This window comes from Verrucomicrobium spinosum DSM 4136 = JCM 18804 (genome assembly GCF_000172155.1).
Classification (GTDB): Bacteria; Verrucomicrobiota; Verrucomicrobiia; order Verrucomicrobiales; family Verrucomicrobiaceae; genus Verrucomicrobium; species Verrucomicrobium spinosum.
On sequence record NZ_ABIZ01000001.1, the window covers coordinates 4595520 to 4613599 of the forward strand.

Consider the following 18080-nt stretch of genomic DNA (forward strand, 5'->3'; position numbering starts at 1 on the left):
AGACTCGCTATAGATATTGGACCATCCACCAAGCACCGCAGCACACGCATTCGATGTCTTGGTTACACAACAACGGTTGCGCACTCCAATCGCAACTCGCCCAGTCCCATGCAATCAATTGTTAATATGCGCAAAAAACCGAGTGCACGTCAAAGACCAAGAAACGTTGCGAGGCACTCCCAAGAGCAACAACGCAAGTACAAGTAAGCATAAATCTAAATATGAACAAAACGGAAGAACCAAGAGAACCAGTGCAAATCATCATCGAGACATGCACTAACACAACGGCATGCATCAGGTCAGAAAACTCAAGTCAACTCAATCCTGTTGACCGTATACTTGGACTACTCGGGGATAAAACAGTGCTGCTACCAGTACTGTCAAAAACTAAACAGCCAAACCTCAAAAACTGGCAGAATACGACACTACGCGAAATGCAAGATAACAACTACCTGCAACATTTACAAACCGGCAACATTGGTGTCCTACTGGGCAAAGAGTCTGATAACCTATGCGCCATCGACATAGATGATGACGACTCCGTTGAACCATTCCTTGAACTCAATCCTCGACTGAGATCAACAACAAGAACGAAAGGCGCACGAGGGGTGCAACTCTGGATCAGGTGCAATGGTGAATACCCCAAGGTTACTAAAATCGAGAATGAAGAAGGACACCCTTGCGGTGAGTGGCGAGCTGACGGTGGACAATCCGTCATCCACGGCATTCACCCCAGTGGTGTTGAATACCGCATCCTCGTTGCAACTAGCCCTATCCTCATCGCATTTAGCGAAATCACATGGCCCTCAGACTGGCAACTCCCGTGGGTCAAGTCTCCCTACGACCGAATTGTTGATGAAGAAGGTCCTCCAGTACTGGAAGCCGCGAATGGAGGCATCACGCTCAACCAGATGTTCTTCGTCACCAAATACACCCAAGAACACAAATGCATCTATCACGGAAGCGAAGGTGAGTTCTATGAGTACTCCCAGAACACCGGGCTTTACTCAAAGATCAGCAAAGAAACCATCAAAAGACGATTCTTGGATGAACTGAAGAATGCTGCGAAAGTACTTGGAATGCCACAACTGCAAATCTTGCGTAAAGATTCCACTGTCACAAGCCTGCTAGCGCTCCTCCAATCTGTAGTAGAGCAGTCTCGTATCTTTGATGAAAAGCCTGAAGCCATCCATGTGGCCAATGGAATGATATGCTTTGAAGAGGATAAAGTCCTTTTAAAGTCATTTCATCCAAGCTTTCTCTCGCGGAATGCTTGCCCCTATCAATACGTTCCAACAGCTACATGCAATAGATTCCTTACGGAGCTTTTACAGCCGGCGTTACGAGAAGAAGATATCAATATGCTTCAAAAATGGGCTGGATCAGTTTTGCTTGGAAACAACAAGGCACAACGTCTGATGATGCTCCTAGGATCGGCAGGGGGTGGTAAATCTACCCTTATGACTGTTTTGGAAGGCGTCATCGGCAGTCAAAACGTCGCTCAGATGCGAACAGAACACCTCGGAGAGCGGTTCGAACTCCTCAGTTTTGTTGGCAAGACCCTTCTGACTGGGAAGGATGTGGCAGCTGAATTCCTCCGTCACAAAGGAGCATCTACAATCAAGTCACTCGTTGGCGGAGATCTTCTAGAAGCAGAAAAGAAAGGATTCAATAACCGAGTCCAAATCCGTGGAAACTTCAACATTGGCATCACTTGCAACGCAGACCTTGTGATCCGACTAGAAGGTGATGTTGATGCCTGGAGGAGACGCCTTCTTGTGCTGCGCTACGTTGCTCCGCCTCCAAAAAAGCGCATTTCTGGCTTTGACCAGGAACTCCTCAAACAGGAGGGCGCTGGAATACTTCGATGGATGGTAGAGGGCGCCATTGCTCTTATTCGAGATCTTCGTACACATGGGGACTACGTTCTCACGGAGCGTCAACAGGATCAGATAGAAGCGTTGTTGGACCAATCCGACAGCATAAAGCTCTTCGTCCGCGACTGTTTAGAGCGAAGCGAAGGGACAGACGTCACAAAGAAGGAGCTTGAACAAGAGTACTGCGAATATTGCGACACCATGGGATGGTCACCGCTATCCACTCGTGAAATATCACAGCAACTCAATGACAAGATTCTAAAGATTCACAAGGTCTCATGCTCGCACGACATCCGTCGAATCGGCTCTCAACAGCGTGGGTTTAGAGGCATCAGAATGAAGGGAGGTGCACAATGAGCCTCAACAAAACACTCCTCTCAAACGTCAAGCAGTGCTTCGGCAAGACAACTGCCCAATGCCCAGCGTGCGAAGAACTCGGTGCCGACAGCAAGGGTGAACACTTGGTGATATATCCTAATGGCAAGTACGCCTGTGTGGCATACCAGGGTGACAGAGAACATAGAAAACGCATCCATAAACTAGCGGGGGGATCCACAGAACCAAGGCGACTGACACTTTCAGTACGCCCATTCTCCCCCCCTCCCATCACTGTCATAAGAGAAATAGGAAACCTTGAAGAACCCCACCACGTATACGGCACCAAAACCTAAGTTGAGTCGCAAAATGGCGTCCGAAGTGTCCGAGCCACCCGCTCTCCCTAGATAAAGCCTGAAGGGGCATGAAGACAAGGCTGTCATGTCATGCCCTTTCAATACCCCCCCTCATCGCAAAGTTGGGCTGATAAATGCATTCTAACGCACCGCGCACCGCTTCCGCCATCATCACACTACTCAGCATCTGTAATGCCGCCACGAATATTTGTGAGGCATTCAGAGGCATCTCATGCGACAAAGGCCAACTCCAAATTTCACCACCACAACAACAATCCACATTTTTCAACATATGGCACAGTTTCCTCTTCCCTTAATCACATAATTTTGGTAAAATGTAGATGCTGGATTGTGCAGGATTTTTGTCTGTGGTGCCGATTCGTGAAAAACACGCTCAGGCATTCAGAACCTCAAACTAATGAAAGTCGTCAGGGTAACCGCAGACAGTCCAGCATATAACAATAACAAGAGGAAACACCTCGTGTCAGAAAAGGACAAAAATGAGGATAAATAAAAAAGTGGAATGGGTTTGCCCAAAAGGAACCCACCAAGCGCGAGTGGTAGATGTCAATCTCGTGCAAAAGCATGAAGGAAAGAACGGAAGTATCATTCGCGTCATTTTTCAGATCACGTCGCTGGTGCATCCATTCAAGGTCTACCAGGTTAGGGAAACCTACGATCATCGTGAACTCAACATGTTTGTCGATGACTTCAGCAGACTGGCCGGCGAGGAGGCCGTGGCGAAGGTCTTCAATATGAACGGTGAACTCATGCCCGAATTCCTGGTATCCTTGACCGGAATTGATGTGGATGTGGAAGTCGTACACTTGCTGAACAACGCATACGAAAGCCCGTTTTGCCGGGCAGCCAGGATTGCAAAACGCGGTGAACTGACTGACGGATTCCCGGATCCTCCGCTGGCAGCATAGTCCGCAACCTCGATCAAGGCGAAGGCCCGCATGTGTTTATCCTACGGGATCGATACATGCGGGCTTTTTCGTTTAAATTTCGTCGCTCGACACTGGAGACTTTCGTCGATCGCCGTAATCCTACACGACATCAATCACGCACACCAATGCAACACCACCCCAGCATCAACTGCTTATCCGAGACCTTGGCCAAAGTGTCGCCAGGCAAAGTTGAATCCTCAGAAGTCATCTCGCTCTTGGGCGACGCTTGGTTTCATTTCGGAGGCTCAGACGAAGGAGCCATGCGCGGCGACAAAGTTCTCCCTGACCGCCTGGAGAACTTGGAATGGCACCCTCCGATCCTCTCTTTCATCATCGAACGCCACGCCCGCCTCATGAACGGTTCCACTCGTGCCGATCTACAATATTGGGAAGTGAATACGGAAATCGTGGCAGCGAAAATTGTCAAAATGGGCAACCGGCAGAAACATGCTCAGGCCAAACGCTGGGATCACAAACCGCTTGCCCTTGAACTCGCCAACAAGATCCGAAATGGCCAAGACGACGACCGACTGCGTTGGAAGAAGAACGGCACAGTAACAATTAACCGCGAGTGCGTTCCCGATGGCGCGAAGCAGACACTCGACAGCCGATGCAAACGCCTGAATAACGCGATCGGTGAACTCCTCAACGACCCAGAATGGCGGGAGAAGTCTTGGCGACACAGTGAAACCGCGGATCCCAGAATGGAAGATCACCGAGAATCGTGAATCAGCAGGTGACTCTGCAAGCTTTATAGAATTAGGCATGCAGAGTCATCGCCGTCTTCGTCAGTGTACTAAAAGGACGTTGACGATGCGTTTAAAAAGAAGCTTGTGGCATTCTGCAGCATCAGTCTCAGGTCAGCTTATCTTGTAACCCACACACGGAGCAACGACCGTCAGAGTAGCGCTTCACAGCCTCGGTTCAGATTGTTCTCACCGGCAGGTCACTCGCTCCCCCAGACTGTTCCAATCTTGCGTAGTCAACATCCCTCTACGGAAGTCAGCCCTGATCAACCACTCCCTCATCTAGTCAGAGCATCACGCAACACGGAGGGATTGGCCCACAATAATTCATAGAGGCACCTGTGATGCATTTAGATCACGTGTCCGCCGCATCCATACTCGGGAGCCGCCTCAAACGCACCAGAAGCCATTTGTGAAGATTCACACAATTTGCAAGAATCTCACCCATCAATACCTCAAATAATGGACACCACCAACGAGATCAAGTCCACTCTCAAGAAATACCCCAAGTTCCTTCCAGAGGGGTTCTACACTGCAACACTCGAAGGATGCTTCACGCGCATCAATGCCGATTGCTTGGATCAGATATTCCTGCAATTCACCATCCCGATTGGTCGAATTGCATCTGCTCGCACTTTGTATCGATCATACGCTCGGAATCACCCCACTCTGTACAAGGAAATTGGCGCGCTCGTGGACTTCTCTATCGAAACATCGGATGACCTCGCATTTGCCCTCATCTACCTCCAAGCCAACCCGGGTACAGAAGTGGATCTGGAGATCTCCCCCTACTGCGGGGACGACTTCTTCCTCTACCATTCAATCATTCGTTCAGTTCATCCACCAGGTACGCTCCCAAGAAACTGCCTGAAGGACTAACCGCTCATCTCCCGCCAGTGATTCTTTCTGCGGGAGGTGGCAACATTCCTGAAAATGCGCCGCGCTAAAACAGTTCCTTGAAGACTGACTCAAACACGCTCCAGTGTCCATTCTATAGAGGTTCGGAAGGCACGGTAGCTCAAAAGACTTGTACGGGTAGTTTACCAACATTTCATTTTAAAAATGGTCTTGCACGAACTTGATGCCGCCGAGCTCTCTCCAAGGTGCAAACCGTCAATACTTGTCGGATAGCTACCATGCGCTAGGCCACACAAACTGCATACGCCATCCTGCTCCCGCTGAAATGGCCCCAACTCCCAAGAGCACACAATCCCCCCACTCGACCTGCAACTACGTACTGCAAAAAACTTGAACACATAAAATATTCGGCGACAAGTTCCCCTCATGCTCCGCTTGGACCTTCACATCAACTCCTCTTTCATTCCGCCACGACTGTTCAAAGCGTCTGACGGCACTACCCAAGCACAGACGGACGAAGGGTTAATGGTCATTCCTTCCCCCGATTTCGACAGCCGCAACTTCAGCGCCAACGACGTCCTAACGTTCTTCGTTGAACAAGGTACAAACATCGCCGTCGGCATCATTTCCAGCTACATCTACAATCTTTTGCAGTCCAAGCAAGCGAAGGAAGTTGTGATCAATCAAGAAGTCATCATCACGGTGGAAACTAGCTTGAAGGACATCGAGATCATCATCGAACATGAACGATGACTCTACAGAATACTGGCTCAACTGGTATCGCAAATGTTACAAGTTGATGCATCCTTCGCAAGAGTCGGTCAATCTCGCATCAGGTCTCTGGAAGCAATGGGAATCCGATCCCAGTCAAAGACCTGACGTCATTCAAATCTCATCCCGAGTTCAAGAGATTGAGAAAGGCTTCTTCACCGAGTTGCTTAAGGCCGCCCAAGCGCTCACCGGAACTGACCTAAAGGTCGAATACTGCCCCTTCGTTACAAGCAGCTACAATCTGGCTGCCAAAACAACCTCCGACGGATACATCGTGCTAGTAGACGATGCGTTCTTACAGTTTCTCTTCCTACTTTCAAACGTTCTGGTGCACGTAGCATATACGGACTTCGAGAGCGCCACATCGGAAGCACTAAAGCTAGAGATTAGTGATTGCCTGCATCGAGGGTACGTCAGACGCCTCTCGTACAGTGTACCTGACCAGTCCTCCATAGCACGCATCCTGGGAGGCAACTACGAGAATACCGAGGCAGGAGGATTTCTCTTTCAAGCAATGAGAACCTTCATGCTCGGGCACGAACTAGGCCATCACGCACTGAAACACTCCGCCCAAATCACTGAGAAGAACTGCCTCAACAACGGGACCGCTCTGACACTCTCCTTCGACAAGAATCAATGGCACGAAGAACTCGCAGCCGACGCATTTGGATATCAGATCTTGGATAGAATGCTTAAGGGTGGTCCACAGATCGACCCACTGCACCACTTCAGTTATTCATTCCCCTTTGCTCCGTTGCTTCTTTTTGACATTTGCTCACGAATCGAGCAAAAGGCCAGCCAGTTCAAAGGCTTACCTTTTTTGGACGGTGCTGGATATACACACCCTCCATTGGCGCAACGCCGACAGTCCCTCATTTCAACTTTCCAAATTGATGACTCAGATGACGTGTATGGATACCTAAGGGAAGCTTTAGATGACTTTATACCGCTCTGATTGAATCCCCCTCTGCCCAAGCAGCGGGTACCGATGCTGGAAAGATTCTCCACAACGTCATTTCCCGAGCCCCCGATCTCAATGGACTGCATTGTGGACTCCATCGCACGAGAGGACACTACGAAATTCGCGACCAAAGCTGATTCATCATGCGATGAGGAAGCCAAGCTGACCAATCTTGTCCCTGAATGAATGGTCGAATGCCTTTTCTCTGAAGATCACTGATAGCCTCCAGCGGGCAGTCCGGCCGCGCCGAGGCCGACCATTGTTGATAGTCTGATCAAAATCCGACCTGACCGCGTACGAAGAGGAATGCCTTTGTTTTGCGGTGAATGTAGGCTTCAAACACCTGGTCCGTGATGTTCATGCATCACTCTATCACCTTCACTACTCACTGGAACGTCAATGAGACAGGTCGACCAGTTCACCCGCTGGGGCGACAACCACGGCAAACTCCTACGGTAGATTGGGTCAAAAAGAAGCCTCCCGACCTGTTTATTGCACACATCTTCAATTTCCGTTGAGATCTGTTGAACGTGATCAAGACTGGGGAATGATTCAGAAGATCAACCTTGCCAGCACCTCTGCCGCACTCGCCCTTTTTTTCCTGCCCTGGGTAGACCTTCAATGCAGCGGTCAAAGTCTCGCAACTCAGACGGGCATTCAGGTTATCTACGGCGGCGGCTCCCCCTCCCCAGAGCTGGAATCCATGGCAAAAGACCGTGAAAATTCTGCCAATCGCACCTACTCCACCGAAGAATCGATGGGCTTCTCGTTTCTGATCGCCCTTGTTTTAGTTCTCGTCCTCGCGGCATTTATTGCAACCCTTGTGAGCGTACGCACCGGGACAGTTGACCAGAGGAATATCGGACTTGTATGCACGATTGGCCTACTATTGTTGATCACCCAAGCGAGCATCGGCTTCCCTGCAGCCGAGAAGCTGAAAGAGGCCATGAATGAGCCTGGCCCCGCCACAACGAAAACAGGATCCGCTTTCGATGCAATGGGTGAGAGCATGGCAAAAGCGGTGATGATCAACTTCCAGGCCAAGCACACGCCCTGGCTCTACCTGGAAATGTTGGCTCTCGGCATTCCTGCATTGATTTACGCAAACGGGCTTGTTGATCGCCTCAAGAGGAACTGAGCTTACTCCACTCACCATGTCAGACGACTTACGCTTTACTGAAGACCAAGAGCCGATTAATGGCAGGTTCTGGGTAGCTGGAAGGCAAGATTGCAAAGCACCAGGCGTCTTGTACCTGAAGAAGGGACAGGAAGCACTTCTTGAAATTTCCATGTTTCAAGACGAAGGAGACGATCCGTTCAGACCTTCTGCCCCTCCCAAAACCCCTGAGAACTCCGTTCAATCAGCGCACCGATCATGGTTTGCTGATGCATGCAAGGTTCTACATGGAGAAGATGATCAAGGCCAGAGGCTCACGCTCTTGAACTGTCACTCCTCTCACTCAAACTCTACACTAGCAAAAGTTGGTCACAGCTACAATTGTCAAACTGTGATCTTCGGACGCAGCCTCCCTTCCGACGATCTACTCTTCGACGGTCTTGAAGTGAGATTCGACCATCAGGAAGAATGGTTAGGGCACGACAGGCTGGGACAATACCAAAATATCGGCGATAGGAAGACAGACGACGAGCGGTACATAAAGATTCCGATTTCAAAAGAAACTGCACTCCCACTCAATCTGCCAAACTACGCGAAGAGCTCCTTAGATTTCGTCTGGGGTGCGTCGAGCAAAGCCACAGAACAGACTTTTCGCTCGTGGAGCTACCTCTGCCTACAATTTGATTCGCCGCGGACCTGGGATCAAACCAAGGAGGTTATTCAAAGCTGGCGTAAATTCTTCAGCCTTGCAATGCGAACCGCTGCAGACCTCGTTGAGCTCCGTTTGCTTCGGAAGGACCACACCTACTTCTTCAAGGAGGATCAGCTACGCGGACTTCCCACCTGGATCGCGAGGAGCCACTCTCCCGAGGTCGAACATCCCAAGGCCGACAGGCGATTTCACTTCAACTTTTCTGACATTGAGCCACAGTTTCCCGAGATTGTAAGAAGCTGGCAGAGAATTGCGGAACCATGGCATGCTGTTCTCCACAGGTTCTTTGCTGTGACAACGCCGCGCGAATTGTACATGAACGAGTCGTTCCTTTTTCTCGCACAGGCAATCGAAGCTCTGCACCGAGCCCGGACGGGACACCAAGACGTCCCAATGAAGCAGGCGGCAAAGGAAGCCTATCTACGATCACCAACTGAACTTCAGGACTATCTTGGCCCTCGCAAGGCATTTACCGATCAACTCCACAAGACTCGAAACTATTGGACCCACCACGGAAAACCAACGCCTGATGACGATCCCGAAGTTTTGGACGACATTCTCCTCATTGTAATGACTGACAAGCTGCGATTCATCCTGGAAGCGGCGATCATGAAGGAGATTGCCATACCAGACAATTGCATCTCAAATGTGTGGTCCCCACGCTGGCAAGGTCACTTCGTAGAGTTCAAGTAGTGAACAAGATCCGTGAGCAACTAACAATCGTAGCTCAACCCATTAACTTGACAACTCCACTCCCTTCAACGCACCAGCGTTGGTGGATGAGACCATTCTGACCGCAAGCCTCTGTTCTGGACCACTCTTGTAGATCTCCCACACACCGTGCGCCTTGGGATCGTAAAATTCGTGCTTACCATCATCCCGCCGGTAGATTCTGTCGAAAACATTTCCCGTATCTGTCCGCCTTTCAAGCTTTCCTCCACTGTAGTGCACTCGGCTTTGAGAGTTTACTGTCAACAAGGCAAGATCTGGCCGAACATTGACAACCTTCCTGTCCGGGTGCCTTTCTGCAAAAGCAGCCTCAATTTCTTTCACCGTCCCAACTCCACCTATTTGGTTTAAGCAATCCAAGATGAGCTTCCAGTTGGGCACATACCTCTCTTTCGAGCTCGCTTGGCTGTGCGGGACCTGGGTGTTGACCACCACCGCACAAGTCTCCTTTAGAGAAGCCACGGCCTCAGGCACTACATCAGCACTTTCTCCACCCGCGGGAGAAACATTCACGCAAAGAAATCGGAAATTGCCATACCGCTCAGAGTGAAGGTTCGAGTACCATTTCCACGACAACGGGTAGCCGCCGCTGATTGTGATAGGGGCTTCCCTACCGACAACGCTTCCAGTTCCAGCGTAGGATTGCCACTGCAATTTTCCGGTTAGAACGCGCCCATCATAAAGCCTGAACTCGCGATCGATGGTTACCCTGGAGTTCACGTCGTTCCAGTACGTCTCGTCGTTGGTCAGGATGATTGCAAAGCCCTCACTACCAGGAGTCCGCTTCGTAAACTCTTCAATTCTCGACACGTCCTTAAGAAAGTCATAGGAGCCTTGGTCGGAAGCACCCTGCCGCTTAAGGGTGTATCCCTCTCCGTTGTGAACCGCACACAATGGTGCAGTCTTGTACTTCAGTTCAATGAAAATGGGCTTGCCAGCCATATAGACGATCATGTCAACGAATGCTCTGGCCTCCTTGAAAGACTCAGGAATTTCAAGCCGCACCTCGATTTCTGGATATAACGTCTTCAACTCCCACGCTAGAGCGTGCTGAAAGTCAGCCTCCGAATGAAGAATCGGTCGCCGCACTGACAGACGCTCCAATACATTCACGATATCAATTTCCATCGCCATTTTGGTGATTATCACAAATTCTTACAGCCCCTAACGACAATCTCAATCAAACCTATCCAGGTCCAAAGCCTCCACCGGCTCGAATCCCGTCCTCTTGGAGAAGTTCATGGTATGCACAAAGCTTTTCGCCGCCTCAGAGAAGTCCACATGGCGAAAGTCGATGTGATTCAAAGAATCTCGATGGATAGCGAACGATCCCAGGCACATTCGCTCATACCTGCCGTTAGCTGGGTTCACCAAGACACAGTGAGCTGACGTAACCAGAAAGCGCACTGGCAGAAGACTGAAGATCTCCCTGGCACCACGAAACATGCAGCCACAGACGTAGTCCTGGTAGATCTCCCATTTCCTCGTCACTGGCATGGCCTTCTTCGTGAGTTTCCCAGTAGAGGTCAGCAGCTTTATCTCGTCGGGGACCACCTGCTCCCCTTTTACATCCACCTCCACACCCCCTCGATACTGGTCAGCGAACCAGAATCTGAAACCACTAGCGATGTTTTTCAGGCTGGCGAAGGGACCGATCTCCTTCAGAACCTCTTCGTAGACCACCAGATCGCCGGCATTTACTCTTTCAGCCAGCTCTTTCCTCTCCCTCCATGCATTCCACTCCTGAGTATAGCGCCCGTGTGCTTCTGTGTAGTCCCTGTAGTCGGCAGCACGAGCTTCTTCAACGGCCTGAGCCAGTTGCTGCTTCTTCTGGTGAGGCGAACCGAAGGTCTTTTCGATGAAAGAGGGCACGTAGGACGTGAACTCTCTCGTGGCAAAAGTCTCACGAGCATCCTGGAGCTCGGGCGCCATGGGTTCAGGCCTGCTTAGCTCTTGCACCCAATTGATGGACTCTCCGCAGTCTCTACCGACCCCCGTGAGGAACTCGATCAGATCATTGTAGTCTTCAACCTCGGCGGCAGCTTGGCCCAGATCGGCACGTTTCCTCGCAAGCTTCTGTTCATAGGCTGCCTGGCGCACACCCCTGTTGTGAGCGACGGTCAGCGATCGAATGATTCCGTTGATGGTCATGCTACAGCGCGTTTTCTATTCCACTCCAGAACTCATCTTCCCCAATTTCAAATGCCGATATGCTGCCTTTCAGAATCGAATACGATAGCTCCTCGATACCCTCCGGAAGCCGGAGCTTTTCCGATGTCAACCTCGGAAATTCTCTTACCCTGTTAAGAACACCGCCAGAAACGGCATAATATGTCCAATCTCCCATAACCCTGAATTGGGTTTTTGCTTGGGGCTGCAAGCTCCGAGCATCGGATCTAATGCCAAGCATTCGCAACCTGTCTTCGTATTCTGCTGTAGCATGGCGTTCGCTCTTCATATCCTCCTTAATCTCCTCTATAAGGTCACAGAGCCTGACAATCTTCTCGCCCGCACTCTGCTCTAGCGAATCACCTTCGTCCAGCTCGGGAAAACCGCGGAATGCCAAGAAGAGAACTCCTCCTGCAAAATCCAGCTGTTGAAGACTCGATATGCGGATCTTTGTTGGATTTTTCGCGGCACTCGACTTCACTTCAACACGTACCTGCCCGAAATCGAAGTCTTGGGCAGCGCCCAACGGCCCCTTCCACACTCTCATCAATGCTGCCCATGATGTTCCAAGAGACCTCTTGCGACACTCCTTCATGAACTTCAGCTCCGCAACTAGCCCAACGGCAGCCGCTCTGGACAACGGTTCTGCATCTATCCCTGCACAGAATTTGAGGTTCCCATACAGTCGTTGCCATTCAACAACCGCAAGCTCCACACTAGCGTCGGTCATTTCGATCGCCCTTCCGACAATGCGAATAAAAACGGTCCAATCGCTCTTATCACTTTGTCTAATAACAAGACACCGTTTCACGGTTACGCTCGCCGTGTCAAACTCGTCTTGAATGAACATGGACAAGAGCCCATTTTTCCTAGTTCGCCTCCAGACTGACCGATCTACACCTCCCTTGATCACACAATAGCAAGTGAATGTCTGCAATTTGTGGTTGAATCCGCAGTGAAGGATGCAACTTCGGCTCCGCACCTGTGACAACTCCGTATAGTCCTGAGGATTTACCGGCCTCTTGGTGGCGATCTGCTTCTCCCGTATTTGCTCCAACCGCCGTTCAACCTCTTCACGCGTGACAGGTTGCGTCTCCCCCACTTTGTCAAAAGCAGTTTTCATCTCAATCATTGATCTATCTCTGTTGGTGCATGGGAAGCACCACAACCACCGGAAAATGATCACTCCCAGGTGTGTCTTTCAAAACTGAAGTGACGGGTCTTCCAAGATCTCGGGTGTAGATGTGATCGAAGCAGGCGTCTGGGTATCGACCGCCCCCAGGAATGGTGATCCTGTCCTTCAGCGGCACCCCTTCGAATGTCCAGAAGAACCCCTGTTCTGTCAGCGGGCACTAATATCCGGCCACCGATGGGCACATTGAGTGTACCACCCAATTTGGCGCAAGTGAACATTACCCTTTTAAACCCATCTCACAACTCGTTGACAGAGAAGTGTTTAAAAGGGTAATGTTCAAATGGCCAGCGCGAGTTATGTAGATTTGCCTGGCCGGTCTATTCCGCCCATCGGTGGCCGGTTTTGAAGTGCCCGGTGACACCTGTTCTTCCAACTTCAACAAAGTGCGGTCCCCCGCCAAGTTGACCTGCTCCTTTGAAGTGTTGAAGTCGCCGACTACCACAATCGGTTCACCCGCTTTGCATTGGTCTTTAATGTGCCCTAGAAGCTGCTCTACGGCGTCTTCCCTCTTGGATGTGTTCTTGATCGGATCCCCCAGGTTGCTCTTCAGATGGAGCCCGTAGACGTGAAGAGGACGACCTTCCACGATCAGCTTCGCATACGCATATCCTCGCGGCGCGTTGGCCCATCCTCTCTTCCAAGATTCAGCCCACGCACCATCAGCAGCAAATCGGGACATGATCGCAATTTGTTGAAGACCGACTGCACCACCCACCTCGTCTTTGAACCGGCTCACGACATGAACTTGGAAACCTGGCATTAGCTTTGCCAACTTCTCAGCCGAGTCTTGATCCCGAACCTCCTGCAGAACCAGAACATCGGCTCGAAACTGTGGCATGACGGCCGCAACCTCTAGAAAGTGCCGATCCTTCTCATCTTGGGTAGCGTTGGGCCTCTCACCAGGAAACCACTTCAGATTCCAAGTGACCAGCCTGACCACCTCTGAGGCATAGCCAGGTGTGGAAATGGCCACAAGCAGCCCGAGGAAGATCAACCGCCACATATTTTGCATGCAATACCGGCCGTTGGTCCACAAGAGCTACCGCGCCCATAGTAGCGACAATTTGAGTTGTGGCGTTTCCCAGTAGAACTGATGGTCCATCTTGAGGTGGATTGAGTCTCCACAGGAGAAGTCCCTGTTTCGGAACTGGAAGACAGCCGTTGCATTCCAGATGCCGATGTCGTGGCACTCGAGGTCGACGTAGCGGTCCCAGAGAATTGCGATGCCGGGTTGTCGGCAATGACTGGTGCCGGTTTGGGGTATTTGAGATTGAACTCGATCCTGTCGGCTTCTGACAACAAAGCAGGTGAAATCGAAATCACCCCACTTCCGTGGATCACCTTCAGTTGGCCATTGGCATCCCAGTTGATCGCGACAGCAGGAAACACCCTTCCATCAACAAGGTGCAGATCCTTAGCACCCAGACAGGTGCAGAATGCCAGCAGCATGAGCGAACCGAGGAGTGTATTCATGGATTTCAACATTGAGGGTGACTCCTTGGTCAGAAAGAAAGTGAGGGCGGCACCAAAGCAATACTCAGCCGACGGTAAAACTGGGTTGGCGCCTCAGTCTTGCAACGCAGTCTGCCGAACTGCTTTTCACCCACCATCCCCGCCTCCGATTGAAGCCATGCCCTTGCCTCCTGCACTTCGGGCATGTCAGCACTAATGCCCACAACATGCTGGTAGAAATTCTTGGCAAGCTCGTCGATCTTTCCCGGAGCTGACATGACGAGTTCCGCATCTATGCGCTGAACCTTCTGTTGGGACGATGATCTAAAGGTCACGCTGTACTCGCGGTCTGCCTGAGTGCTGCGAGCCATCCAATAGTTGCCCCCGCCCTCCGCAACCGCAATCGAACGAACAAACCCCCTCTTTTCCAGTTCCAGCGTGCTGTAAACTTTGCTGACGTCGGGCCCCACATCTGCTTGCTCCGTCACAGGGAAAGTTGGAGGACGGAGAGGATCTAGCCCTGTCGGCTCAACTCTTTGTACTGCTGGTTCATGTCGCGGCAAAAACGCACCCGCCGATGATGCTACCGACGGATTTGACTGCGTCTTCTCTGGGGCACACTTCCCCACCACAATCCCGATGAAGAGTAACAGGAGGACTGAACAGCCACCCGCCGAACCCTTGCGCGAACGAGATCTACGCGTGAATCCAAAAATTCGAAATGGGTTCTGTGATCGTCTAGCCACGTGACATTCAATGAGCTTCCAACTCCCTTATCGACCTCAGCCACCGCAGATTTTACATGCAACGCCGTCACCTGGACCACATGAACGGCCTGATCCATAGTAGCGGCATCCCGAGTTGTGACGTTTCCCTGTAGAGCTGATGGTCCATCTCGATGCAGCTGGTGCCTCTGATGAAGAAGCTCCTGAGCCGGATCCGGGCGACAGGCTCCGTATTCCCGTTGCCGGCGAAGGGGTGTACGCAGGGGTCCTAGCAGGAGTGGAGACAGCAAGAGCACCTCTGCGAAGCTGTTCGTTCTCCTGCTGCAACTGGCTCACCTTGGCCTCCAGTTCCACTATCCGCTGAAGAAGGGCCGCCGAATCAGGTTTACTGGTCTCTGAGAGCTTCGCCCTGGTATCTGCGGTTAGCTTTTGCAGATCCAGCCGGAGAACCCCAAAATCGCTCATCACGGTCACTTCAGAGGCCGTCACCGACATCACCCTTCCCTTGATCTTGCTTCCGTCGTTGAGGAGCAGATCCATAGTCTCCTGGCCAGCGAACCCCGGAAATGCCAGGAGAACTAAGACCAAGAGGTGGAACAGGTAGGGTTTCATTGCAGAATTCAGTTTGAACCCTGCATTTTGGCATGTGGCACCCTAGAAACAAGTGCCTATTTTTTCCAAATACTCATTATGCCACCCTCAACTCTCCACCCTTTCCATCTCCAAAGTTGCGGAATTGGAACCTCGGCAGCCCCCTACAGAGGATCGGCACGGTTTGGACACTCCTCTTTTCTATTGATTGCTCTCCTGCTCCTTTCGGCTTTGCCCGGAGCAACAGCAGCTTCAGAGGAACTCGGCATGACAGATCGCGCAAGAACTGAAACAGCACCGGCGCTTGAGCTCAACAAACTCATCACCTCTCATCCCACGGACAAACTTTTCATAGTTGCCGCCATGTCTCAATTAAACTCGAACGTCGCCGAACGGTACAAATGTTTTTACAACGCATAACTCAAGATGCTTGTCCTGATACAGAGAACGAGCATGAAAACAATGCACGATGTTTTTGTATGGAGAATTTGGCGCAACATTCTCCCCAAACAGTTCGCCACCCACTTGCCCTATGGCGATTCCTCAATCAAAACCACGCCATCCCCATTTAAGAACGCCGTTCAAGCCTTCGACAAAGCTTACCCCAACCCTTCAGGTCTTCTGAAGTGGCCCTAGGCGGCAATCCAACTTGTTCATCACGGGCTGCACACGCCCCAACCCGTCCTGTTTCAAAACCAATGACGTCGTCCTCGTAGGCGTCATATCTTTTGAAACCTCGACGTCAATGATGCCAACGAGATCATAATGCTCTGGGCATCACGCTTACGCGAAACCCGATAGTTGCAGGATTGCGTCGAAATTTGCAGAGAGTGCTGGTTAGAACTCACTCAGGAAACACCACACCATCGACCATTGAATAGATGTTGTACGAAAGTTGCGACACACCATTGTCAGTTGACACCCACGACTTAATCAACCAACCTCTGATTTTTGAGTTCTGTATATCGGCGATTTCTAGAATCTCCCCAACATCATAATTACCAGGCTTTAGTTCCATCTTAACTGTGCCGGTTGGATCAAAGCTAGACAATCCTGCGAAAATTTTGCATTCTGTTTGCCTCGACATTTCCAGCATGAGTTCAGATAACGCATACGATTTTGACACTTTGACGTGAACTTTCGATGCCATTAGCAAATCGTCACATCGCGATCCTTTTCGCACAATCCAAACTCGATTTTTACGCAACAGGGCCACCAATCCTTTCTCGCCAAGTGAACTGTTGATTTTTTTTACCAATTCTTCATGACTGGCCCGTCCGCCTTCTAAGATTGACGCGAGCGCATGTTCGTCGATTAGCATTCCGTAATTCTTCCTAGAAGTTTCTTCAACATTTGGATACTCCAAATGAATCACAAGAGGAACTCCCATTTTTCGCAGTGCACTTGCCAGCACATCCAAACCCACATCTGCGGCACCAACCTGCCACCTCAGGCTAAAGCAAATTGCAACAGCCAATGGCAGAATAAAAGCTGACAAACTACGATAGCTTCCAAGGTTAGACATAGACTACAAGTAGTTTGAGTTGGCTATCCGTTACTCGCAGAGCAGTTTGCAGAGTCGAGGTCCCACGTCCCAGCTGTTTTCTTGACAACAAGGACCGCTGTGCGCTTTGGAGTATCGGTCGACAGTTCAAATTTGTTTCCGTTTCCATCATCAAGGGCATACGTGTGCTCTGTACTTGATAACGTTATGTGCCCGGTGGAACCATCTGGAGCAGCAGCAGCGACGACATCAATGGACATCCGGCCAATGATGTCAATACAGATAAAGTCCCCCTTTGCCACCCCCCCAGAATTTACATCAGGATATACCTCCATTAGTTGCCACTTGGGAATGCTGCCCGTCTGAGATCCTTGCACTGTATAATCGGCAGAACCCGCTCGTTTCAGTATTATCGCACTTTGCGAAACTTTGGCGGTCTCGTGCAGCTTGAAGTTATCCATGTCATCATCTGTTAAACATAAATTTTCCCCTTCTGTATCCCAGATGTTCATGGTAAACAACATTCCCTGCACAGGCGTACCGGTGCTAGGCCTAGTCCCATATTCATGATTAACAGGATTGATATCGTCTGATTTGTCGGGTTTTTGTATTTTGAACTCAACAACAAATGGATCTGAGTCCATCTCTTTAGATTCACAACTGCGTTTCCACTTTTGACGCTTTACTACATTGGCTGCGAGTCGCCCATCAGTCGCACGTGACAAGTTCCCCTCCTCACCATCAAATTCCGATCCCTCCTGAAATACAAGTTCGGTTCCATCACCTTCTTGCACGTCCCAATGATAGTATTCTTCGCCGTCCTTCACCCAGTCGTCTCCTTCTGGAAGATGAGGAGCGCCACCCGTCGCCTTGAAATTGACCACCTGCCCCGTCGTGCCCTTCAAGACGACGCCGCGACCAGTATCACAAAAATAGTCTGGGGTAACAACATCCACAGAGGGTGCCGCACCATCATCTGCGACCACCACACTGGATAAAAGACCGCACAACATTAAAGCCATTATTGCAGGTGAACATCTCATAAGTGGAAA

Annotated in this window: 17 protein-coding genes; 8 read left to right on the plus strand and 9 right to left on the minus strand. The window is 50.6% G+C overall.

Translation table 11 applies throughout. From position 1 onward, the window contains the following. The first annotated feature begins 221 nt into the window (after window positions 1-221). The 8 genes from VSP_RS18575 (at window position 222) to VSP_RS18620 (ending at window position 9356) form a co-directional block, all read left to right on the plus strand. The gene (locus VSP_RS18575; protein WP_081452600.1) at window positions 222-2234 is read left to right on the plus strand and encodes a phage/plasmid primase, P4 family; all 2013 of its coding nucleotides are present in this window, start codon (window positions 222-224) and stop codon (window positions 2232-2234) included. 889 nt (window positions 2235-3123) lie between these two features. After that, entirely contained in the window at window positions 3124-3477 is a 354-nt protein-coding gene (locus VSP_RS18580) for a hypothetical protein (RefSeq protein ID WP_156345265.1), read from the plus strand. A gap of 146 nt (window positions 3478-3623) precedes the next feature. Beyond that, window positions 3624-4226 carry a hypothetical protein gene (locus VSP_RS18585; protein ID WP_009962587.1) on the plus strand — a complete coding sequence of 201 codons (603 nt, stop codon included), beginning with the start codon at window positions 3624-3626 and terminating at the stop codon, window positions 4224-4226. Window positions 4227-4706: 480 nt separating this feature from the next. Next, window positions 4707-5123: a hypothetical protein gene (locus tag VSP_RS18590; protein ID WP_009962588.1), complete on the plus strand. Its 417-nt coding sequence runs from the start codon at window positions 4707-4709 to the stop codon at window positions 5121-5123. Window positions 5124-5528: 405 nt separating this feature from the next. Next, complete coding sequence (locus tag VSP_RS18595) at window positions 5529-5855, plus strand: hypothetical protein (RefSeq protein WP_009962589.1); 327 nt, start codon at window positions 5529-5531, stop codon at window positions 5853-5855. Further along, window positions 5845-6828, plus strand: coding sequence for a M48 family metalloprotease (locus VSP_RS18600; protein WP_009962591.1), 984 nt, complete (start codon window positions 5845-5847; stop codon window positions 6826-6828). The genes VSP_RS18595 and VSP_RS18600 overlap by 11 nt, the downstream gene beginning before the upstream one ends. A gap of 553 nt (window positions 6829-7381) precedes the next feature. Continuing rightward, on the plus strand, window positions 7382-7972 hold the full coding sequence (locus tag VSP_RS18615; RefSeq protein ID WP_009962594.1) for a hypothetical protein: 591 nt from the start codon (window positions 7382-7384) through the stop codon (window positions 7970-7972). Between the two features lie 16 nt (window positions 7973-7988). Then, a complete protein-coding gene (locus tag VSP_RS18620) occupies window positions 7989-9356 on the plus strand; it encodes an ApeA N-terminal domain 1-containing protein (RefSeq protein ID WP_156345262.1) in 1368 nt (455 codons plus the stop codon). Between the two features lie 42 nt (window positions 9357-9398). Here the strand turns inward: VSP_RS18620 and VSP_RS39645 are convergent, their stop codons facing one another. The 9 genes from VSP_RS39645 to VSP_RS18665 form a co-directional block, all read right to left on the minus strand. Further along, complete coding sequence (locus VSP_RS39645) at window positions 9399-10526, minus strand: DUF7669 domain-containing protein (protein WP_009962596.1); 1128 nt, start codon at window positions 10524-10526, stop codon at window positions 9399-9401. A 42-nt stretch (window positions 10527-10568) separates the two neighbouring features. Then, complete coding sequence (locus VSP_RS18630; RefSeq protein WP_009962597.1) at window positions 10569-11543, minus strand: hypothetical protein; 975 nt, start codon at window positions 11541-11543, stop codon at window positions 10569-10571. A 1-nt stretch (window position 11544) separates the two neighbouring features. Continuing rightward, entirely contained in the window at window positions 11545-12411 is an 867-nt protein-coding gene (locus VSP_RS18635; RefSeq protein ID WP_157210958.1) for a PD-(D/E)XK motif protein, read from the minus strand. Window positions 12412-12973: 562 nt separating this feature from the next. Next, window positions 12974-13768 carry an endonuclease/exonuclease/phosphatase family protein gene (locus VSP_RS18640; protein WP_232289494.1) on the minus strand — a complete coding sequence of 265 codons (795 nt, stop codon included), beginning with the start codon at window positions 13766-13768 and terminating at the stop codon, window positions 12974-12976. Continuing rightward, window positions 13747-14229: a hypothetical protein gene (locus tag VSP_RS42400; RefSeq protein ID WP_156345259.1), complete on the minus strand. Its 483-nt coding sequence runs from the start codon at window positions 14227-14229 to the stop codon at window positions 13747-13749. Before VSP_RS42400 ends, VSP_RS18640 begins: the two co-directional genes overlap by 22 nt. Before the next feature lie 29 nt (window positions 14230-14258). Further along, entirely contained in the window at window positions 14259-14678 is a 420-nt protein-coding gene (locus VSP_RS18645; RefSeq protein ID WP_157211247.1) for a hypothetical protein, read from the minus strand. A 312-nt stretch (window positions 14679-14990) separates the two neighbouring features. Continuing rightward, window positions 14991-15545, minus strand: a complete 555-nt coding sequence (locus VSP_RS43095; RefSeq protein ID WP_009962601.1) for a coiled-coil domain-containing protein — start codon at window positions 15543-15545, stop codon at window positions 14991-14993. 823 nt (window positions 15546-16368) lie between these two features. Then, entirely contained in the window at window positions 16369-17049 is a 681-nt protein-coding gene (locus VSP_RS18660) for a hypothetical protein (RefSeq protein ID WP_156345258.1), read from the minus strand. A 23-nt stretch (window positions 17050-17072) separates the two neighbouring features. Beyond that, window positions 17073-18071 carry a hypothetical protein gene (locus tag VSP_RS18665; protein ID WP_157210959.1) on the minus strand — a complete coding sequence of 333 codons (999 nt, stop codon included), beginning with the start codon at window positions 18069-18071 and terminating at the stop codon, window positions 17073-17075. Window positions 18072-18080: the final 9 nt, after the last annotated feature.